Genomic DNA, 18,733 nt, shown 5'->3' on the forward strand with positions numbered 1-18,733 from the left:
GTTGGACGCAGGCGAGGCGGCCTCTGAACAATGTCGCCCAGGCCGCGACGCTTTATGTCGCTCATAAAACAATACCAACAAGCCGAGGCATCCATGAACCCCACCGGCGTGCAGCAGCAGGTCAGTTCCTTCCGTTCGACCGGGCCTTTCGCCTGGTACCGCGACATCGACAAACAGCAACGACGTACTTTCTGGAGCTGCAAGATTGGCTATGGCCTGGACGGCATGGACACGCAGATGCTCAGTTTCGTCATCCCTACGCTGATCATGCTGTGGGGGCTCACTACCACCGAAGCCGGCTTGATCCACACCAGCACGCTGATCGCCTCCGCTGCAGGAGGCTGGGTGGCCGGTATCCTCTCCGACCGCATCGGCCGTGTGCGTACCCTGCAACTGACGGTGTTGTGGTTCGCCTTCTTCACCTTCCTGTGTGGCTTCGCTCAGAACTACGAGCAACTGCTGATTGCCCGAACCCTGATGGGCTTTGGCTTCGGTGGCGAGTGGACCGCCGGCGCGGTGTTGATCGGCGAGGTGATCCGTGCCCAGGACCGCGGCAAGGCGGTCGGCATGGTGCAGTCCGGTTGGGCAATTGGCTGGGGCCTCACGGCCATCCTCTATGCGCTGCTGTTCTCTTGGTTGCCGGCAGAGCAGGCCTGGCGTGCGTTGTTCCTGCTGGGGCTGGTACCGGCGGTTTTCGTGATCTTCGTTCGCCGCCTGGTCAAGGACCCTGAGGTGTATCGTAAGGCCAAGGCAGTGGAAAACGCCGAGGCCCCTTCGCGCTTCTACGAAATCTTCGCGCCGGGCATGCTCTGGACCACCGTTCGGGCATCCCTGCTGACCACCGGCGCGCTCGGCGGTTACTACGCCATCACCTCGTGGCTGCCAACCTTCCTGAAGAACGAGCGCGGCCTGAGTGTGCTGGGCACGGGTGGCTATCTGGCCATGGTGATCGTCGGCTCGTACGTGGGCTATGTGGTCAGCGCTTATCTGTCCGACCTGCTGGGGCGCAAGAAGAACTTCATCCTGTTCGCCGTGGGCTCTTTCGTCATTGTGCTGTTGTACACGCAGATGCCGGTCAGCGATGGCGTGATGCTGTGGCTGGGCCTCCCGCTGGGCTTTTTCGCCTCGGGTATCTTCAGTGGCATGGGCGCGTTTCTGACCGAACTGTTCCCTACGCGCATTCGGGGTTCGGGGCAGGGCTTCTGCTACAACATCGGCAAGGTCATAGCCGCGCTGTTCCCGTTGATGATCGGCATGCTCGGCCAGAATGTTCCGCTGGGCCTGGGTATCGGCGTGTTTTCTGCGGTGTCCTACGGCATTGTGATCGTGGCGGCCTTGAGCTTGCCGGAAACCCGCGGCAAACAGCTGCAGGCGCGGTAAGGTAGGCATATGCACAACGACAAGGGAGACCGCGTGGTGGAACGCCTGCTACTCAATTGCGACATGGGTGAGAGTTTCGGCAGCTGGCGCATGGGCCTGGATGCCGAAGTCATGCCTTACATCGATTGCGCCAACATCGCCTGCGGTTACCATGCCGGCGACCCCGGTATCATGCGCCGCACCGTGGCGTTGGCGCTGGAGCACGGGGTGACTATCGGCGCTCATCCGGCCTACCCGGACCTGGTCGGCTTTGGCCGCCGTTCCATGGCCTGCAGCCCGGAAGAAATCCGCGACCTGCTGCATTACCAGATCGGTGCGCTGGATGGCATCTGCAAAGTGCTGGGTGGTCGCGTGGCCTATGTGAAGCCCCACGGCGCGCTGTACAACGACATGATGGCCGACCCGCTCAAGCTGCGTACCGTGCTGGAGGCCGTAGCGGCCTATGACAGCAACCTGCCGTTGATGCTGATGGCCACCGCCGACAACCGAGCCGCCCAGGTACTGGGCGATGAAGTTGGCGTACCGCTGTGGTTCGAGGCGTTCGCAGACCGCGCATACACCGCCAGCGGCCATCTGCTGTCGCGGCGGCTGCCGGGCGCGGTGCATCACGACCCGGCGCGGGTGGTGGAGCAGGCTGTGCGTCTGGCCCGAGGCGAAACGCTGTTGGCTGACGATGGCAGTGCCTTGCAGCTCGCCGCCCGCACCCTCTGCGTGCATGGCGACAACGACAGTTCGGTGGCTGCGGTGCGGCAGATTCGCCAGGCCCTCGATGGGCTGGAGGCGTGATGAAGCCGCGAATCGAAGTGGTCGCCATCGACAGCCTGATGGTACGCCTGTTCGACCGTATCGATGAGGCCAACATGCCATGGATGCTCGCCGCCAGCCGGCGCTTGAGCGCGGCGTTCGGCGAGCACTTGCTGGACCTGGTGCCGTCCTACACCACGCTGATGGTGCAGTCTGCCCTGCCGCCGGGCGAGGCGAGGGCGCGAATCGCTCAGGCGCTGGACGGCTTGCAGCCTGACACCGGCAGTAGCGGCCGCCGACACGAGATCCCGGTGTGGTACGACGCCAGTGTCGGCCCCGAGCTGCCTGTGCTGGCGGCCCGCAGCGGCTTGAGTGAAGCCGAGATTGTTCGCTTGCATTGCGAGCGTGATTACCCGGTGTTTGCCTTGGGCTTCGCACCTGGTTTCGGCTTCATGGGCCTGGTCGATGAGCGCCTGGCCAGCCCTCGTCTGAGTACCCCGCGCAAGCGCGTGGCGGCGGGCAGCGTGGGCATTGCCGAGCGTCAGACGGCGGCGTATCCGGCAGTATCGCCGGGTGGCTGGAACCTGATCGGGCGCACCCCGGTGCGGTTGTTCGACCGTGAGCGTGAGGGTTACAGCCTCTTGCAACCCGGTGACCGGGTGCGCTTTGTGCCGGTTTCGCGCAGTGAATTCCTGGCCATGGGTGGTGATGTGGAGGCGCAGGGATGAAGCAATTGAGGATCGAGGCCAGTACGCCGTTGTGCCAGTTACAGGATGCCGGGCGCTTTGGCGTGCGTCATTTGGGCGTGACCCAGGGCGGGGCGCTGGACTGGGTGGCGATGCACTGGGCCAACTGGCTGCTGGGCAACCCGTTGGGGGCGCCAGTGGTCGAGGTGGCGCTGGGTGGTTTTTGCGTGGTGGCCGAACAGGATTGCGTGCTGGCCCTGGCCGGTGCCGACCTGGATGCCAGGGTCGATGATCAGCCCTTGGCGCCATGGCGCAGCTTTGCCCTGGCCAAGGGCCAGCGCTTGACCCTGAAACAGCCAAAGCGGGGCGTCCGGGCGTACCTGGCGGCACCTGGCGGGTTTCAGGGCGAGGACGTGCTGGGCAGTTGTGCCACTGTGGTACGTGAAGCACTGGGTGGCATCGATGGCCAGGGTGCTGCGCTGGCTAAAGACCAGGCATTAGCTTTTACCGGTAGCAAAGCAACCCTGCGCGAAGTGCCGCAAGCGTTGTGCCCGCAGTTCGCCAAAAAGCCGGTGCTCGACCTGGTGATAGGCGCGCAGATCGGTGAATTCAGCGGTACCAGCCTGTTCGAAGCGTTCAACAGTGACTGGACGCTGGACAGGCGGGCCGACCGCATGGGCGTCCGCTTACTGGGACCGCAGCTGGTCTACCAGGGCGCGCCGATGATTTCTGAAGGGATTCCGCTGGGGGCTGTGCAGGTGCCACCGGACGGGCAGCCGATCGTGTTGCTCAATGACCGGCAGACCATTGGTGGGTACCCGCGGCTGGGCGCGCTGACGCCGCTGGCGCTGGCGCAACTGGCGCAATGCATGCCGGGGGCTTCTGTGCGGTTCAGGGCGGTGGTGCAGGACGAGGCCTGGCGGGAGCAGCAGGATTACCTGAACCGTTGGCGGTAGAGCGGGCGGCCTCTTCGCGGGTAAACCCGCTCCTACACAAGTCTTGTGCATGCCTTGACGGCGATGTTGGAGCGGGCAACCTCACTTGGACAGGTAGCGCATCCCTTCCTCCAACCCTTGCAGGGTCAGCGGATACATCTTGTCCTCGATCAGGTCCCGCACCAGATGGGTCGACGCGGTGTATTCCCAGGCCTGCTTGGGGTAAGGGTTGATCCAGATGATTTTCTTGAATTTTTCCATGAAGCGCTGGATCCACACATACCCGGCTTCTTCGTTCCAATGCTCCACGCTGCCGCCTGGCTGGGTGATCTCGTAGGGCGCCATGGCCGCGTCACCGACGAACACCACCTTGTAGTCATCACCATACTTGTGCAGCAGGTCGAAGGTGGAAAAACGCTCTGACGTGCGGCGCAGGTTGTTCTTCCACACCGATTCATAAACGCAATTGTGGAAGTAGTAATACTCCAGGTGCTTGAACTCGGTCTTGCAGGCCGAGAACAGCTCTTCGCAGACTTTGACGTGCGCATCCATCGAGCCGCCAATGTCGAACAGCAACAGCAGCTTCACGGTGTTGCGCCGCTCAGGGCGCATCTGGATGTTCAGCAACCCGGCATCACGCGCGGTATGGTCGATGGTACCGTCAATGTCCAGCTCTTCGGCGGCGCCTTCGCGGGCGAACTTGCGCAGCCGGCGCAGGGCCAGCTTGATGTTGCGGGTGCCAAGCTCGACCTGGTCGTCGAGGTTCTTGTACTCGCGTTGGTCCCAGACTTTTACCGCCTTGCCCTGACGCTTGCCGGCGTCACCGACGCGGATACCCTCGGGGTTGAAACCGCCCGAGCCGAATGGGCTGGTGCCACCGGTACCAATCCACTTGTTGCCGCCAGCGTGGCGTTCCTTTTGCTCTTCGAGGCGTTTCTTGAAGGCCTCGATAAGCTTGTCCAGGCCGCCCAGCGACTGGATTTGCGCGCGCTCTTCATCGGTCAGCGAGCGCTCGAACTCTTTACGCAGCCAGTCTTCGGGGATCAGCGCCTCGATGTGCCGGTCGAGGTTTTCCAGGCCTTTGAAATAGGCTGCGAAGGCACGGTCGAACTTGTCGAAGTGGCGTTCGTCCTTTACCAGGATGGCGCGGGCGAGGTAGTAGAACGCGTCCATGTCGGCAAACACCACGCGCTTTTGCAAGGCCTGGTGCAGGTCGAGCAGCTCACGCACCGAGACCGGCACCTTGGCCGCACGCATCTCATTGAACAGATTGAGCAGCATGGCCCTGCTCCTGTCAGCGGTTGCCGCGCCGGCTCATGAAGGCCAGGCGCTCGAGCAGTTGTACATCCTGCTCGTTTTTTACCAGCGCACCGGCCAGCGGCGGGATGGCCTTGGTCGGGTCGCGTTCGCGCAGCACCGCTTCACCGATATTGTCGGCCATCAGCAGCTTGAGCCAGTCGACCAGCTCGGAGGTGGACGGCTTTTTCTTCAGGCCCGGCACCTTGCGTACGTCGAAGAACACATCCAGCGCCTCACTGACCAGCGACTGGCTGATATTCGGGTAGTGCACGTCGACAATCTGCTGCAGGGTAGTGCGGTCGGGGAAGGCGATGTAGTGGAAGAAGCAGCGGCGCAGGAAGGCGTCCGGCAGCTCTTTTTCGTTGTTCGAGGTAATGATGATGATCGGACGCTGTCTGGCCTTGATGGTCTCGTCGATTTCGTAGACGTAGAACTCCATCTTGTCGAGTTCTTGCAGCAGGTCGTTAGGGAATTCGATATCGGCCTTGTCGATTTCGTCGATCAGCAGGATGACCCGCTCGTCGGCCTCGAAGGCCTCCCAGAGCTTGCCCTTTTTCAGGTAGTTGCGCACATCGTGCACCTTGTCCACGCCCAGCTGCGAATCACGCAGGCGGCTGACTGCGTCGTACTCGTAAAGCCCCTGGTGGGCCTTCGTGGTGGACTTGATGTGCCAGGTGATCAGGCGCGCCCCGAACGAAGCCGCCAACTGCTCGGCGAGCATGGTTTTGCCGGTGCCTGGTTCGCCCTTGACCAACAGCGGGCGTTCGAGGGTAATGGCCGCGTTTACCGCCAGTTTCAAGTCGTCTGTGGCGACGTAGTCGCGGGTGCCTTCGAACTTCATGGGGGCTGTCCTCTGCTTTAGCCTGTATTGGTCTTGATTTGTTAGCGACTATAACGCGGGGCCAGGCGACTGAAAACGCGGACCGGGTATTCAGTCCCTGAATGCCCCGTCACGCTGTCTCAGTCAGACTTCGGCGCTGGCTGCTCATAACGCGCATTGAATGCCTGGATAAACCCGTTACGGAGGATCTGCAAGAACGCTTCGAAGGCACTGATATCCTGTTGGCGCACACTGCCACTGAGTTCCACCCGGGTAGCGAACTGGTTTTTCGGCTGGTTCTTAAGCACCGTCTCGGTCGCACCCACCAAGGCCTCCCACACCGAGCGGAAGAAACCCTTGTCCTTTTCCTCGACGTCCTGTTGCCAGTCGAACACGTCGACATCGCGCAGCAGCGGTTTTATATAGCCGTTCAGCCGGCCGTTTTCTGCCTGGGCCTCGATGACCACGTCACCGTGCCCGGCATTGAAGTCGAATTTGCCGTAGGCGCTGGCAAAGTCATTCAGCTTGCGCAGCTCGATGCCGGTGGCGCGAAGCCTGAATTCGAAGTCATCGAAATCACTGAACGGGTCGAAGGTGGCACGGCTTTCTACCTTTGCATCCCCCGCGATCAACGCCGTACCTTCGAAACTGGCATCGCGACGGCCTTTCTGGTCGCGCACATTGGTCAAGTTGTGGATGCTGGCATTCAACCGGGTGGCCTTCAGGTCGACCGGTGGCTTGGAGTTGAAGTTACGGAACGTCAGCACGCCGTTGTCGATACGCACCTCGTTGAGGGTGATGGGCAGGAGTTTTTCCAGCTGTTGGCGCCAGTCGGTACCTTGACCGGTCTGCGATGCCTGTTTGCTACCACCGTCGACAAAGTTCAGTTCGGGGTGCACGAACGTCACCTCCGCTACCACTGCCTTGTCGTACCACAACGAACGCCAGCTCACCGAAAGGTCGATCAGTGGGGCCTCGAGAAGCGGTACGGGCACCTTGCCGGTGATCTTGACGATCCTCAGCCCATTGATCTGATAGGCGCCGCGCCACCAGGCCAGGTCCACATCGGCTACCTGGCCGCGGTAGTCACCCATGTCGGCCAGCTTGTTGTTGAGGTAGTCGCGCACCAGGTAGGGCAGGGCCAGGTGCAGCGCCACCAGCAGTGCGATCAGGCTGGCCAGGCCGACCAGCGGCCAGCGATAGCGGGCTTTCATGAGGCGGTCTCCAAGGCAGGATGTGCGGTTGACCGCACCGCGGCGGGCTGAGTTCGAACAGGCTTTACGGGCCACTGCCGCGGGCTTACCCTTGAGGCATTTCCCTGCTTTTTCATGCCAAGGACCCCTGCCATGAGCCGTATCTTTGCAGACAACGCCCACTCCATCGGTAACACGCCGCTGGTGCAGATCAACCGCATCGCCCCGCGCGGCGTGACCATCCTGGCCAAGATCGAAGGGCGCAACCCGGGTTATTCGGTCAAATGCCGCATTGGTGCGAACATGGTCTGGGACGCCGAGAGCAGCGGCAAGCTCAAGCCGGGCATGACCATCGTCGAGCCCACCTCGGGCAACACCGGTATCGGCCTGGCCTTCGTCGCCGCTGCCCGCGGCTACAAGCTGATGCTGACCATGCCCGCCTCGATGAGCCTGGAGCGCCGCAAGGTGCTCAAGGCACTAGGCGCCGAGCTGGTGTTGACCGATCCGGCCAAGGGCATGAAGGGCGCTATCGAGAAGGCCAACGAAATCGTCGCCTCCGACCCGGAGCAGTACTTCTTGCCGGGCCAGTTCGAAAACCCGGCCAACCCGGCCATTCACGAAAAAACCACTGGCCCGGAGATCTGGAACGACACTGACGGCGCAGTCGACGTGCTGGTGGCGGGCGTGGGCACTGGCGGCACCATCACCGGCGTGTCGCGTTACATCAAGCATACCCAGGGCAAGGCCATCCTGTCGGTGGCTGTGGAGCCCGTGGCATCGCCACTGATCAGCCAGACCCTGGCCGGTGAAGAACTCAAGCCCAGCCCGCACAAAATCCAGGGCATCGGCGCCGGCTTCGTGCCGAAAAACCTCGACCTGTCGATCGTCGACCAGGTGGAGACGGTGACCGACGAAGAGTCCAAGGCCATGGCTATTCGCCTGATGCAGGAAGAGGGCATCCTTTGCGGTATTTCCTGCGGTGCGGCAATGGCGGCGGCGGTGCGCCTGGCCGAAAAACCGGAAATGCAGGGTAAGACCATCGTCGTAATCCTGCCCGACTCGGGCGAGCGATATCTGTCGAGCATGCTGTTCAGCGACATGTTCAGCGAGCAGGAAAACCAACAGTAATCGGCCTTGCCGCTGATCCGGCGCAACAATCGGCGGCCTGGTTTATTGCAGAATCTTCATGAATGCGATCCCGCCCGGGTTGTTTTTACCGCGGCGGGATCGGTTTATGATGGCAGGATGATTTTCTGGAGAGCAGGCAGCGCAGCCCTGGCTCTTCCCCAAGGAGTGAAAGCATGACCTTTTCCTTTGCAGCCAAGGCGGGTGTCTTGCTGGTGTTTTTCGGCAGCGTGCTGTTCGTGCACCTGCGCGGCAAGGCCCGCCTGCCGGTGTTGCGCCAGTTCGTCAACCATTCGGCGCTGTTCGCCCCCTACAACGCGTTGATGTACCTGTTTTCCGGCGTGCCGTCCAAGCCCTATCTGGACCGTCAGCGCTTCCCGGAGCTGGACGTGCTGAAGGACAACTGGCAGGAAATCCGCGAAGAGGCCATGCGCCTGTTCGACGAAGGCTATATCCGTGCCGCCGAGAAAGATAACGACGCCGGCTTTGGTTCGTTCTTCAAGAAGGGCTGGAAGCGCTTTTACCTGAAGTGGTACGACAAACCGCTGCCTTCGGCGCAAACCCTGTGCCCGCGCACTGTCGAGCTGGTCAGCAGCATCCCCAATGTGAGGGGCGCAATGTTCGCCCTGCTGCCCGGCGGCAGCCACCTGAACCCGCACCGCGACCCGTTCGCAGGTTCGCTGCGTTATCACCTGGGGCTGTCCACGCCGAACTCCGACGCATGCCGCATCTACGTGGACGGTGAGCAGTACGCCTGGCGTGATGGCGAAGACGTGATGTTCGATGAAACCTATGTGCACTGGGTCAAGAACGAAACCGACGTAACCCGCGTGATCCTGTTCTGCGACATCGAGCGCCCGCTGAGTAGCCCGTTGATGACGCGTATCAACCGTAAGGTCAGTGCCTTCCTCGGCCGCGCCACCGCGCCGCAGAACACCGACGAAGAGCGCGTGGGTGGGATCAACCAGGCGTACGCCTGGAGCAAGCGCTTCAGCAACAAGATCAGCAGCCATGTGAAGCAGTTCAAGCGCGCCAACCCCAAGGCTTACCGTGTGCTGCGGCCGGTACTGGCGGTGGTGGTGGCGTATCTGCTGTATCGCTGGTTGTTCTGATTTTTGTAGTTTGTTCGGGCCTCTTCGCGGGGCCAAGCCCGCTTCCACAAGAGCATCACCCTCCTTGAAGGATGAGCAGAGCCTGTGAAAGCAGGCTTGTGCCGCGAAGAATCACTCGCTATATTCCAGAACATTCACTTCTTCAAAGACCGCTGTCATGCCTGCCATTCCTTCCACCACACGCTTTGCCATCGCGCCAGTCGCGGGCATGGTCGTGCGTGGTAGCCAGCAGCCGGTCATGATCTGTCACTCCCCACCACCTGTCAGTGGCGTCGTAGGCGGCGTAGCTCCGCCTCATTGCGTGGTTGTGCTGGGCTGATCGGCTTCGTGCCGCAACCCTTCGCACGCGCAACCTACTGAACACGGTCGGCCACTTCTCACGTCGAAGCGCACGCCGTCCGTTTGGCTTATCTGCCTACTATCAGGTGGCAATTCATGTCTGTCTTTACCAAAGCGTCCGTGGCCTCTGCGGCCACTACCTGCCTGTTCGTCCTGCTGTGGAGCAGCGGGGCGATCGTCTCCAAACTTGGCCTGGCGCATGCCAGCCCGTTCGCCTTTCTGCTGTTGCGCTCGGCGCTGGCCCTGGCGGGCCTGTTGCTGATCGGCCCGTTGCTAGGGCTGCGCTGGCCGCGTACTCGCGGTAGCATTCTGCGCGCCCTGGGTACAGGCTGTGTGCTGCTCGGTGCCTATCAGATCTTCTATCTGTTGGCGCTTGATACCCATGTCACCCCTGGTGTCATGGCGACGGTGATGGGCGTCCAACCGATCCTCACCGTGGTGCTGATGGAGCGCCAGCGTTCCTGGAGCCGTTTGTTCGGCCTGGGTTTGGGGCTGGGCGGCTTGATCATGGTGGTCTACCAGGGCATCAACCTGGGCGGGGTATCGCTGGCGGGGATGCTGTTCGCCCTGCTGGCGCTGGTCAGCATGACCTTTGGCTCGATCCTGCAGAAGCGCATTACCGACAACCCCATGGGCACACTGCCGCTGCAGTACCTGGCCGGCTTTGCCATGTGCGCGCTGTTCGCACCTTTGCAACCGCTCCATGTCGAGTGGACCGGCGGCTTCGTCGGTGCGCTGCTGTGGATGGGCCTGGTGGTCTCGCTGCTGGCAACCTTGCTGCTGTACCGGCTGATCGCCAAGGGCAATCTGGTCAATGTCACCAGCCTGTTCTACCTGGTGCCGGCAGTGACTGCAGTGATGGACTTGCTGATCTTCGGTAATCGCCTGGCGCCGCTAAGCTTGCTGGGCATGGGGCTGATCGTTGTTGGGCTGCTGTTCGTGTTTCGCAAGCCCGCGGCGCGCCTGGCGGAAGCGTAGGCCCTAGCGGAATTCTTCGGGGATGGCGTGGCGCAACACGCCTTCCTCGAAGTCCAGCAGGCCGGCTTCGCGCTGGGTGAGCAGGTAGTAGAGCAGGGTGTCGAGCGAGCGTTGCGGCGGGACCTCGACCGCCAGCATCTTCACTGCTTGCTCGGTTTCACAGGCACAGCCGAAATCCAGCAATGCCGCACGTACCTGGTCGAGGGTTTCCGGAGGTTTGACGACCACCCGGAACACCGAGCTACCGCTGCTGTGGCGCAGTTCTGCGAACCAAGTTTCGCCTTCTTCCTCACGTGTGTCGATCACGTCGCCCGGGGCGATGCCATAGACATGGAAGGGGATGTTGTCGACGGCATAGCCGCCTTCTACGGCCTTGGCCCACAGCCCCTCGACCGAAGCCGGTGGGTAGCCGTTCTCGTCCTGTTCCAGGCGGAACAAAACCTTTTTGTACGCGCTGTTCATGCAGTACTCCGCTTCAGTTGCGCGCCGGGCGCAGCACCAGCCACAAGGCCAGGCCAATCAGCAGGCCGCCGTATAGGTGCGCCATCGACAATGGCTCATTCAGCAGCCATGCACCCCACAATACGCCGAATACCGGGATCAGGAACGTTACGGTGCTGGCTTTTACCGGGCCGATTTCCTCGAGCAGGCGGAAGTAAAGAATGTAGGCGAATGCCGTGCACAGCAGCCCCAGGCCCAGCAACGACAACCACACGTCCCAACCCCCCCAGCTGGCGGGCGGCTGGGAGAGTGCGCTCCAGCCGAACAGCGGGGTCAGCATCAGTGTGGCGCCGAGCATGCTACCCAGGGCGGAAAGACGGCTGTCCAGGCCGCTGATCCAGCGGCGGGCGAGGAACCCGGCAAAGCCGTAGCAGGTAGTGGCCGCCAGGCAGGCGAGGGCGCCTTGCAGCAGGGCCATGTCCAGTGCCACCGGGCCGGCGCCGCTGAGGATGCCGACGCCGAACAGGCCAAGGAAGATGCCGCAGAGTTTGGCCAGGGTCATTGGCTCGCGGAAGAACAGTACGCCGACCAGCACGCCCATCAACGGGGTGGTGGCGTTGAAGATCGCCGAATAGCCGGCCGGCAGCACCTGGGCCGCCACCGAGTAGAAGGTGGCGGGGATGCCGGAGTTGATCATGCCCAGCACCAGGCAGGCACCGAGCTTACCCTGGAAGTCCCAGCGCACCCGGGCGGCGGCGAGTAGCACGATCAGGCCCAGGCAGGCGATGGACACCCGGAAGAACGCGGTCGGCACCGTGCCCAGTTCGGGGGCGATGATGCGCATGAACAGGAAACTCGCTCCCCAGACGGCGGCAAGGGTCAGCAGGCGGGCTAGGGCGATGGGGCTCACAACGGTCTCCGAAGGCAAGGCAGGGGCGCGAGTGTACGCCAGGGGGCGGGGGGATTCTTGTGCTTTCTTGCTGTGTAATTCCTCTCGGGCTGCGGGGCTCTGGGCAAGGCAGGTGCAACTACAGCTCGGGGCTTCAATGGCAGTAACCCATGAAGCCAAGGGCGGCTAAGCTCTGTACTCAATCCCAGCTCCGAGGCCCCACGCATGTCCCAGCCCTGGCCCGCTGTCGAAATCGCCCGGATGATCCTCGCCGGCTTCGACGACTACCGCGATCATTTCCAGCGCATCACCCTCGGAGCCCGCAAGCGCTTCGAGCAGGCGCACTGGCAGGACATTCAGCAGGCCGCCGCCGCCCGCATCAATCTCTATGAAGAGAAAGTCGCCGAAGTCAACGGCTGGCTGCGTCAGGCTTTTGCCACGGAGGTGCTGCTGGACGTGGAACAGTGGCCACTGGTGAAAAACGCCTATATCCACCTGATCGACCCACGGCTGGACGACGAGCTGGCAGAGACCTGGTACAACTCGCTGTTTTGCAGCCTGTTCAGCCATGACCAGATCAGCGACGGCTGCATGTTCATCCACACCACCCGGCCTTCCATGCGCGGCCGCGAGCGCGCCGCGCAAACCCGTACCTATCGGCTTGACGGCAGTCTCAGGAACTTGCTGCGCGCGGTGTTCGCCGATTACCCATTCGACATGCCCTATGGCGACCTGGAGGGCGACCTGACGCGGCTGGAAGAACAACTGCGCGAATGCCTGCCCGACTGGGTGTGCAAGGACCCGGCGCTGGCCGTGGAATTGTTTGTACCCGTGCTTTACCGCAACAAGGGGGCCTATCTGGTCGGCCGCCTGTACAACAGCGATGAACAGTGGCCGTTGGTGATTCCCTTGCTGCACCGCGAGGGCCACGGTATCGAGGCCGATGCATTGATCACCGACGAGGCCGAGGTGTCGATCATCTTTTCGTTCACCCGCTCTTACTTCATGGCCGATGTACCGGTGCCGGCCGAGTTCGTCAATTTCCTCAAGCGCATCCTTCCAGGCAAGCACATTGCCGAGCTATACACCTCGATCGGGTTCTACAAGCAGGGCAAGTCGGAGTTCTACCGCGCGCTGATCAACCACCTTGCCAGCAGTGATGACCGCTTTGTCATGGCGCCAGGGGTGCGGGGCATGGTCATGAGCGTGTTCACCTTGCCCGGCTTCAATACGGTGTTCAAGATCATCAAGGACCGCTTTTCGCCATCGAAAACCGTGGACCGCGCCACGGTGATCGACAAGTACCGGCTGGTGAAAAGCGTCGACCGGGTGGGCCGTATGGCCGACACCCAGGAGTTTGCCGATTTTCGCTTTCCGCGCAGCAAGTTCGAGCCGGATTGCCTGGCCGAGTTGCTGGAGGTGGCACCGTCGACGGTGGTGCTGGAGGGCGACACGGTGCTGATCCGCCACTGTTGGACCGAGCGGCGCATGACACCGTTGAACCTGTACCTGGAGCATGCCACCGAGGGCCAGGTGCTGGAGGCACTGGAGGACTACGGCCTGGCCATCAAGCAGCTGGCGGCGGCAAATATCTTCCCCGGCGACATGCTGCTGAAAAACTTTGGCGTGACCCGCCATGGCCGGGTCGTGTTCTACGACTATGACGAAATCAGCTTCCTGACCGAGGTGAATTTCCGCCACATTCCGCCACCGCGTTACCCGGAGGACGAAATGTCGGGCGAGCCGTGGTACTCGATAGGGCCGCATGATGTGTTCCCCGAAGAGTTTCCGCCGTTTCTGTTTGCCGATATGGGCCAGCGGCGGTTGTTCAGCCGCTTGCATGGGGAACTGTATGACGCGGACTACTGGAAGGGGCTGCAGGCGGCGATACGTGAAGGGAAAGTGATCGATGTATTTCCGTATCGGCGCAAAGCCCGGTGAGTCAGGTCGAGCAGGCCTGTCACTCCTTCAAACACTTCATCTCACTCAAATGGGAACGTACCTTGCCCAACCGTTCCTGCAGGAACCGCCGCTGCTGCGGAGTGCTTTGCTGCACCAGGTCCACCAGCAGGCTGCGCGCCTGCCGTTCGGTATTCTGATACGCCGCCCGGTACTCGGGTGTCCACAAACTCTCCTTGCGCTGCAACAAGGTCGCCAGGCGCGGCTCGAAGCTGGAGTCGTTGCGCTGGTTCATCGCCAAGAGCAATTGCTGCTGCCAGTGGGCGCGGTTGGCGATCCATTCACGGTTCTGGTCACCCAGCGCTTGAGACCAGGTCTGGATGCGTTGCTTCTGTACCGCAGTCAACTCGCCAAACCAGGGTGCCAGGCGTTTTTCCATGCGCTCGCTACGGCGGGCAATCTGCTTCGGCAAGGGCGTATCCACATACTGCTTCTGCCGCTCACTGATGTCTTCGCGGAAGGCCTCACGCATTTTCGCTACCTGGTCGTCGCTCATGCCACGCAGCAGTTCGGTGGCTGACGGGGTGATTTCCTCGGTCACCCGACCAATCGCTTCACGCACGTCGAGGGTGCTTTGTTGCAGGGCCTGGTCGGTCACCTGGCCGGCGGCGACCATGCCACGTAGCCGATCGAGCCAGTCGAGGTAGCCGGGCAGTTGAGTCTTGCAATGCCAGGCCAGGTGCTCGCGCAACCGATCGTCCAGCAGCGCCCTTTGCTCGCGGTTCATGTCCAGGTAGTCGCTCAGCGACCACGGCACCAGGCGGTCGAGGTTGCGATAGGCCAGGTCGATGCGGCTGCAGGCGGCCAAGGCCAGGGCGAAGCCGATGGCGATAAGCAGGGCTTTGGGCAGGCGTAGCGGCATGTGCTGTTCCTTCCTCAGGCTGGCCAGAAGGTAGATGCAAGTGCGGGCTGGCGGTTCCACTGCATGAGTGGTCGGGCCATGTGGTGGCTTCAGGTGTAGAATAGCCGCCTTGTCTTGAGGATCATCGGAAATGGCTCTGCTTGGGCGCTACAACAGTTTGCAAATCGTGAAACACGTGGACTTCGGTCTGTACCTGGACGGCGGCGCCGATGGCGAGATCCTGCTGCCCGGGCGCTACATCCCGAAAAACGCCGAGACCGAGGTCGATGACTGGTTGAACGTGTTCATCTACCTGGACAGCGAAGACCAGCTGATCGCCACCACCGAGAAGCCCAAGGTGCAGGTTGGCGAGTTTGCCAGCCTGAAGGTCAAGGACATCAACGGTGCCGGTATCTTCCTGGACTGGGGCCTGTCCAAGGACTTGCTGATGCCGTACTCGGAAGAGGCACGGCCGCTGAAGATTGGCGATTACTGCGTGGTGCACGTGTACCTCGACAAGCGTACCCGCCGGATCACTGCCACCTCGCGCCTGGACCGCTATCTCGATGTCACCCCGGCCGACTACAAGGTTGGTCAGCCGGTCGAGCTGCTGGTGGCCGGCGAAACGCCGATGGGCTTCAAGGCCATCATCAACAACCGCCACTGGGGCCTGATCCACAAGAACGAGGTGTTCAAGTTCTTGCGCTCGGGCATGCACGAGAAAGGCTTCATCAAGGAAATGCGCCAGGACGGCAAGATTTCACTGAGCCTGCAGCCGGTAGGCGCTGCCCTGGCGGACACCCTTCAAGAGCAGATCATGGCGCGCCTGGAAGCCGAAGGCGGGGTGTTGGGGGTGTGCGACAAGAGTGACCCTGCGCTGATCAGCAAACTGTTCAACGTCAGCAAGGGCAACTTCAAGAAGGCCATTGGCGGGTTGTTCAAGCAGGGCCTGATCGTCATCCATGACGATCGTATCGAGAAAGCCTGACCGCGTTACGGCTGTACGAAGTTGCGGAAGTCCAGCTGCTCGCCACCCGGACGGGTGTCGCGCAGCAGCGAGTCACGGTCGGCGCTGAGGGCCAGGCTGATGGTGGAGCGGCGCTTGCCAGGCTTGCGCACTTCCATCTGCTCCAGGTGAGCCTTGAGGAAATTGGTGGGTACCTTCAGGTGCTGCAGCTCATCGCTTTCTGGCGTGTGCAGCAGCAGGTTGACCCAGTCGGCCTGGCCTTTGCCCAGCAGTGCCACTGGCACTTCGAACCACCACAGGTTGCGTTTGTTGTCCAGGATGGCGAACAGCGTATTGCTGCTGGTCAGCACCGGGCGGGCCAGTGCTTCGTTGCGCCGGGCGATGGCGGCGGGTTTGTCGAGTTTCATGCAGGTTCCTGCGGGTTGACGCTATGAAGGCCTGCATTGTGAGGGGTGGCACGGGGCGGGGCAAGGTTTGTAACTGGCGGCGCATGTGCGAGCCTCTTCACCGGCTTGTGCGGTATTCGCCCGCAGTCTTACCGTCCGGCTTCTGACCGGGAAATCCGTTGAAACTCCTGGAGAAGGCGTTGGGTCCACCTAATGTCGACACGGTTCACGTGTCTCCATTTGCAGGAGTTTTGCCATGAGCGGTACTAAAGACAAAGCGAAAGGCTTGGCCAACGAAGCGATCGGCAACGTGAAACAGGGTGTTGGCAAGGTGACCGACAACGACAAGCTGCGCGGCGAAGGCAAGGCGCAGGAGTTGAAAGGCGAGGCGCAACAGATAAAGGGCAATGTGAAGGATGCGGTGAAGAAGCCTTGACTTGAGACGGCCTGTGCCGGCCTCTTCGCGGACGAACCCGCGAAGAGGCCGGCACTATACGTAAGCAAATTCTTCAACCACGGCCGGGAGCAGCACAGCACGGGCAGGGTCTATTAGACTTGTCTGTTGTAACGATCAAGCGGCGAAAGGAGACGCTATGATTTTCCCCGACCTGCGCGGCTTGCCCCTGCACCGCGTGCTGGTTCGCACCGTCAAGGAATTCCTCGACGACGAGATGTCCACCTATGCCTCAGCGCTGGCCTACCAGGCGCTGTTCTCGCTATTCCCCTTCCTGTTGTTCCTGATTGCCCTGATCGGTTTCCTGCACCTGCCGGACTTTTTCTCCTGGCTGCGTCTGCAATCGGAACTGGTATTGCCGCCCCAGGCGCTGGAGCAGGTGAATCCGGTGATCGACCAGTTGCAACAATCCAAGGGCGGGCTGCTGTCGGTGGGTATCGTGATCGCCCTGTGGACCGCCTCCGCTGGCGTGCGCCTGATGATGAGCGCCATGAACGCCGCCTACGATGTGCCCGAAGGTCGCCCGGTGTGGAAGCGTATCCCGCTTTCCATTTTCTACACCGTGGGCCTGGCTGGCATGCTGCTTGCGGCCGCAGCACTGATGGTACTGGGCCCCCAGGTGATGGAATGGATCGCCGCCCAGATCGGCATGCAGGAGTTCATCGTCACACTGTGGACCATCCTGCGCTGGCCGGTGATCATCATTCTGCTGATGGTGGCAGTGGCCCTGATCTATTACGTGATGCCTGATGTGAAACAACAGTTTCGCTTCATCACCCCAGGCTCGGTGCTGGCGGTGGTGGTGTGGATCGTGGCCTCACTGGGCTTTGCCTACTACGTGAAGACCTTTGCCGATTACAACGCCATGTACGGCAGCATTGGTGCAATCATCGTGCTGTTGCTGTATTTCTATATTTCGGCCGCCGTGTTGTTGCTCGGCGCCGAAATGAATGCGGTGATCGAGCACATGTCAGCCGAAGGCAAGAACCCGGGCGAGAAAGACTTCGACGAGGATAAGCCCAAGGAAACCTTGACTGTACTGGGTCACGAGCACCCGAACCCGAGCAAGCCTCATAGCGTCGAGCCGAACCCCTGATGATCCGTGACATTCTCAAGATGGGCGATGAACGCCTGCTGCGCATCGCACCGCCAGTGCCCGAGCACATGCTTGGCAGTGCCGAACTGCAGCAGTTGATCGACGACATGTTCGAAACCATGCGTCACGTAGGCGGTGTGGGCCTGGCTGCCCCGCAGATCGGCATCGACCTGCAGTTGGTGATCTTCGGCTTCGAGCGCAGCGAGCGATACCCCGATGCCGAGGCGGTGCCGCAGACCATTCTGCTGAATCCGGTCATCACCCCGACCTCCAGCGAGGTCGAGGACGGCTGGGAAGGTTGCCTGTCGGTGCCTGGCCTGCGCGGCGTGGTGCCGCGCTTCAAGCATATCGGCTACCAAGGCATCGACCCCCACGGCAACCCGATCAGCCGCTTTGCCGATGGCTTCCATGCACGGGTGGTGCAACACGAGTGCGACCACCTGATTGGCCGGCTATACCCCTCGCGCATCCAGGACTTCGCCAGGTTCGGCTACACCGATGTGTTGTTCCCCGGGCTCGAGGTCAGCGAGGACTGACCTCGCTGCAGGGCTACCAGGCGTTTGTTGCGCTGATAGCGTTGCAGGCGGCTAGCCAGGGCTTCTGGCAGTTGCTGGGCCAGGTCGAAGCCCAGGCGCTGGTAGAAGGGCGTTAGCTCGGGATGACAGAACAGCCAGACAGGCCCGCCAACTTGCACCAGCGCTGCCTCGACCAACCGCGCGGCCACCCCTTGGCTGCGTCGCTGCGGGTCGACGAACAGGCCGGTCAGCCAGAACCCCTCACTCACCGCACTCAAGCTCAGCCCGGCGATGATGCCAGGCGCCCGTGCTACCCACAGTTCGGCGTCGCTTGCAGCGCGCATGCGTGAGCTGTGCTGGCGGTAGAAGTGGTCCAGCAAACGGCGTTCTGTGTCCGAAAGCTTCGAACAGGACAATTGTTCAGAAATGGTGAGTCCTACCCTGAAACGTGGCCAGAGGCTCTGGCCTGATGATTTGCGGCCACGTTGTCGCAGATTGTTGCAAAACCGGCAAGGGTGAATATCCGACTCCGGGGTTCAACTATTGCTGGCCGGGAGTAGAATTTTGTTCATCC

21 protein-coding genes are annotated in these 18,733 nt (G+C 61.7%); 13 read left to right on the forward strand and 8 right to left on the reverse strand.

The annotated features are described in order from the left end of the window. Positions 1-93: 93 nt before the first annotated feature. The 4 genes from AC3B5Q_RS06635 to AC3B5Q_RS06650 are packed head-to-tail and all read left to right on the forward strand — an operon-like array spanning position 94 to position 3,766. Positions 94-1,380, forward strand: coding sequence for an MFS transporter (locus AC3B5Q_RS06635; RefSeq protein WP_021783380.1), 1,287 nt, complete (start codon positions 94-96; stop codon positions 1,378-1,380). A 9-nt stretch (positions 1,381-1,389) separates the two neighbouring features. Continuing rightward, positions 1,390-2,166 carry a 5-oxoprolinase subunit PxpA gene (locus AC3B5Q_RS06640; RefSeq protein ID WP_103444783.1) on the forward strand — a complete coding sequence of 259 codons (777 nt, stop codon included), beginning with the start codon at positions 1,390-1,392 and terminating at the stop codon, positions 2,164-2,166. Next, on the forward strand, positions 2,166-2,852 hold the full coding sequence (gene pxpB / locus AC3B5Q_RS06645) for a 5-oxoprolinase subunit PxpB (protein WP_135192470.1): 687 nt from the start codon (positions 2,166-2,168) through the stop codon (positions 2,850-2,852). Before AC3B5Q_RS06640 ends, pxpB begins: the two co-directional genes overlap by 1 nt. Beyond that, positions 2,849-3,766 (forward strand): 5-oxoprolinase subunit C family protein, encoded by a 918-nt coding sequence (locus AC3B5Q_RS06650; RefSeq protein ID WP_338444642.1) that lies wholly within the window; start codon positions 2,849-2,851, stop codon positions 3,764-3,766. Before pxpB ends, AC3B5Q_RS06650 begins: the two co-directional genes overlap by 4 nt. A gap of 81 nt (positions 3,767-3,847) precedes the next feature. Here the strand turns inward: AC3B5Q_RS06650 and AC3B5Q_RS06655 are convergent, their stop codons facing one another. From AC3B5Q_RS06655 to AC3B5Q_RS06665, 3 genes are all read right to left on the reverse strand, one after another. Continuing rightward, on the reverse strand, positions 3,848-5,026 hold the full coding sequence (locus AC3B5Q_RS06655) for a vWA domain-containing protein (RefSeq protein ID WP_392521045.1): 1,179 nt from the start codon (positions 5,024-5,026) through the stop codon (positions 3,848-3,850). Positions 5,027-5,039: 13 nt separating this feature from the next. Next, positions 5,040-5,885 (reverse strand): AAA family ATPase, encoded by an 846-nt coding sequence (locus tag AC3B5Q_RS06660; RefSeq protein ID WP_016488585.1) that lies wholly within the window; start codon positions 5,883-5,885, stop codon positions 5,040-5,042. Positions 5,886-6,004: 119 nt separating this feature from the next. Then, positions 6,005-7,078 (reverse strand): DUF748 domain-containing protein, encoded by a 1,074-nt coding sequence (locus AC3B5Q_RS06665; protein ID WP_135192469.1) that lies wholly within the window; start codon positions 7,076-7,078, stop codon positions 6,005-6,007. 132 nt (positions 7,079-7,210) lie between these two features. Here AC3B5Q_RS06665 and cysK point away from each other — a divergent pair, with 132 nt between their 5' ends. The 4 genes from cysK (at position 7,211) to AC3B5Q_RS06685 (ending at position 10,611) form a co-directional block, all read left to right on the forward strand. Continuing rightward, entirely contained in the window at positions 7,211-8,185 is a 975-nt protein-coding gene (gene cysK / locus AC3B5Q_RS06670; RefSeq protein WP_021783386.1) for a cysteine synthase A, read from the forward strand. A 173-nt stretch (positions 8,186-8,358) separates the two neighbouring features. Next, on the forward strand, positions 8,359-9,294 hold the full coding sequence (locus AC3B5Q_RS06675; protein ID WP_488392947.1) for an aspartyl/asparaginyl beta-hydroxylase domain-containing protein: 936 nt from the start codon (positions 8,359-8,361) through the stop codon (positions 9,292-9,294). Between the two features lie 157 nt (positions 9,295-9,451). Beyond that, positions 9,452-9,613, forward strand: a complete 162-nt coding sequence (locus tag AC3B5Q_RS06680) for a hypothetical protein (protein ID WP_154070663.1) — start codon at positions 9,452-9,454, stop codon at positions 9,611-9,613. 116 nt (positions 9,614-9,729) lie between these two features. Further along, positions 9,730-10,611 carry a DMT family transporter gene (locus AC3B5Q_RS06685; protein WP_021783388.1) on the forward strand — a complete coding sequence of 294 codons (882 nt, stop codon included), beginning with the start codon at positions 9,730-9,732 and terminating at the stop codon, positions 10,609-10,611. A gap of 3 nt (positions 10,612-10,614) precedes the next feature. Here AC3B5Q_RS06685 and AC3B5Q_RS06690 read toward each other — a convergent pair whose 3' ends face one another. Then, a complete protein-coding gene (locus AC3B5Q_RS06690; protein WP_021783389.1) occupies positions 10,615-11,073 on the reverse strand; it encodes a DUF4265 domain-containing protein in 459 nt (152 codons plus the stop codon). A gap of 13 nt (positions 11,074-11,086) precedes the next feature. Then, entirely contained in the window at positions 11,087-11,962 is an 876-nt protein-coding gene (locus tag AC3B5Q_RS06695; RefSeq protein ID WP_021783390.1) for a DMT family transporter, read from the reverse strand. 204 nt (positions 11,963-12,166) lie between these two features. Here AC3B5Q_RS06695 and aceK point away from each other — a divergent pair, with 204 nt between their 5' ends. Beyond that, positions 12,167-13,882 (forward strand): bifunctional isocitrate dehydrogenase kinase/phosphatase, encoded by a 1,716-nt coding sequence (gene aceK / locus AC3B5Q_RS06700; RefSeq protein ID WP_028697745.1) that lies wholly within the window; start codon positions 12,167-12,169, stop codon positions 13,880-13,882. A gap of 19 nt (positions 13,883-13,901) precedes the next feature. Here aceK and AC3B5Q_RS06705 read toward each other — a convergent pair whose 3' ends face one another. After that, positions 13,902-14,762, reverse strand: coding sequence for a DUF6279 family lipoprotein (locus tag AC3B5Q_RS06705; protein WP_021783392.1), 861 nt, complete (start codon positions 14,760-14,762; stop codon positions 13,902-13,904). Between the two features lie 130 nt (positions 14,763-14,892). Between AC3B5Q_RS06705 and AC3B5Q_RS06710 the strand changes: the two genes are divergently transcribed. Next, positions 14,893-15,729, forward strand: coding sequence for a CvfB family protein (locus AC3B5Q_RS06710; protein ID WP_021783393.1), 837 nt, complete (start codon positions 14,893-14,895; stop codon positions 15,727-15,729). A gap of 5 nt (positions 15,730-15,734) precedes the next feature. On the opposite strand, the gene AC3B5Q_RS06715 is transcribed toward AC3B5Q_RS06710, so the two are convergent. Further along, positions 15,735-16,115: a hypothetical protein gene (locus AC3B5Q_RS06715; protein ID WP_103462163.1), complete on the reverse strand. Its 381-nt coding sequence runs from the start codon at positions 16,113-16,115 to the stop codon at positions 15,735-15,737. 235 nt (positions 16,116-16,350) lie between these two features. Between AC3B5Q_RS06715 and AC3B5Q_RS06720 the strand changes: the two genes are divergently transcribed. The 3 genes from AC3B5Q_RS06720 to def all read left to right on the forward strand — a co-directional run bounded on the left by AC3B5Q_RS06720 (position 16,351) and on the right by def (position 18,180). Continuing rightward, a complete protein-coding gene (locus AC3B5Q_RS06720; protein ID WP_021783395.1) occupies positions 16,351-16,530 on the forward strand; it encodes a CsbD family protein in 180 nt (59 codons plus the stop codon). A 157-nt stretch (positions 16,531-16,687) separates the two neighbouring features. Continuing rightward, the gene (locus AC3B5Q_RS06725; RefSeq protein WP_021783396.1) at positions 16,688-17,644 is read left to right on the forward strand and encodes a YihY/virulence factor BrkB family protein; all 957 of its coding nucleotides are present in this window, start codon (positions 16,688-16,690) and stop codon (positions 17,642-17,644) included. Further along, a complete protein-coding gene (gene def / locus AC3B5Q_RS06730; RefSeq protein WP_021783397.1) occupies positions 17,644-18,180 on the forward strand; it encodes a peptide deformylase in 537 nt (178 codons plus the stop codon). Before AC3B5Q_RS06725 ends, def begins: the two co-directional genes overlap by 1 nt. Here the strand turns inward: def and AC3B5Q_RS06735 are convergent. Beyond that, positions 18,135-18,539: a GNAT family N-acetyltransferase gene (locus AC3B5Q_RS06735; protein WP_135192467.1), complete on the reverse strand. Its 405-nt coding sequence runs from the start codon at positions 18,537-18,539 to the stop codon at positions 18,135-18,137. The genes def and AC3B5Q_RS06735 overlap by 46 nt on opposite strands. Positions 18,540-18,733 lie beyond the last annotated feature (194 nt).

The sequence above is a fragment of the Pseudomonas sp. D5(2026) genome, from assembly GCF_057766845.1.

Coding starts and splice junctions, on each gene's coding strand:
- AC3B5Q_RS06635 (WP_021783380.1), top strand. CDS start 94: ATGAACCCCACCGGCGTGCAGCAGCAGGTCAGTTCCTTCCGTTCGACC.
- AC3B5Q_RS06640 (WP_103444783.1), top strand. CDS start 1,390: ATGCACAACGACAAGGGAGACCGCGTGGTGGAACGCCTGCTACTCAAT.
- pxpB (WP_135192470.1), top strand. CDS start 2,166: ATGAAGCCGCGAATCGAAGTGGTCGCCATCGACAGCCTGATGGTACGC.
- AC3B5Q_RS06650 (WP_338444642.1), top strand. CDS start 2,849: ATGAAGCAATTGAGGATCGAGGCCAGTACGCCGTTGTGCCAGTTACAG.
- AC3B5Q_RS06655 (WP_392521045.1), bottom strand. CDS start 5,026: ATGCTGCTCAATCTGTTCAATGAGATGCGTGCGGCCAAGGTGCCGGTC.
- AC3B5Q_RS06660 (WP_016488585.1), bottom strand. CDS start 5,885: ATGAAGTTCGAAGGCACCCGCGACTACGTCGCCACAGACGACTTGAAA.
- AC3B5Q_RS06665 (WP_135192469.1), bottom strand. CDS start 7,078: ATGAAAGCCCGCTATCGCTGGCCGCTGGTCGGCCTGGCCAGCCTGATC.
- cysK (WP_021783386.1), top strand. CDS start 7,211: ATGAGCCGTATCTTTGCAGACAACGCCCACTCCATCGGTAACACGCCG.
- AC3B5Q_RS06675 (WP_488392947.1), top strand. CDS start 8,359: ATGACCTTTTCCTTTGCAGCCAAGGCGGGTGTCTTGCTGGTGTTTTTC.
- AC3B5Q_RS06680 (WP_154070663.1), top strand. CDS start 9,452: ATGCCTGCCATTCCTTCCACCACACGCTTTGCCATCGCGCCAGTCGCG.
- AC3B5Q_RS06685 (WP_021783388.1), top strand. CDS start 9,730: ATGTCTGTCTTTACCAAAGCGTCCGTGGCCTCTGCGGCCACTACCTGC.
- AC3B5Q_RS06690 (WP_021783389.1), bottom strand. CDS start 11,073: ATGAACAGCGCGTACAAAAAGGTTTTGTTCCGCCTGGAACAGGACGAG.
- aceK (WP_028697745.1), top strand. CDS start 12,167: ATGTCCCAGCCCTGGCCCGCTGTCGAAATCGCCCGGATGATCCTCGCC.
- AC3B5Q_RS06705 (WP_021783392.1), bottom strand. CDS start 14,762: ATGCCGCTACGCCTGCCCAAAGCCCTGCTTATCGCCATCGGCTTCGCC.
- AC3B5Q_RS06710 (WP_021783393.1), top strand. CDS start 14,893: ATGGCTCTGCTTGGGCGCTACAACAGTTTGCAAATCGTGAAACACGTG.
- AC3B5Q_RS06715 (WP_103462163.1), bottom strand. CDS start 16,115: ATGAAACTCGACAAACCCGCCGCCATCGCCCGGCGCAACGAAGCACTG.
- AC3B5Q_RS06720 (WP_021783395.1), top strand. CDS start 16,351: ATGAGCGGTACTAAAGACAAAGCGAAAGGCTTGGCCAACGAAGCGATC.
- AC3B5Q_RS06725 (WP_021783396.1), top strand. CDS start 16,688: ATGATTTTCCCCGACCTGCGCGGCTTGCCCCTGCACCGCGTGCTGGTT.
- def (WP_021783397.1), top strand. CDS start 17,644: ATGATCCGTGACATTCTCAAGATGGGCGATGAACGCCTGCTGCGCATC.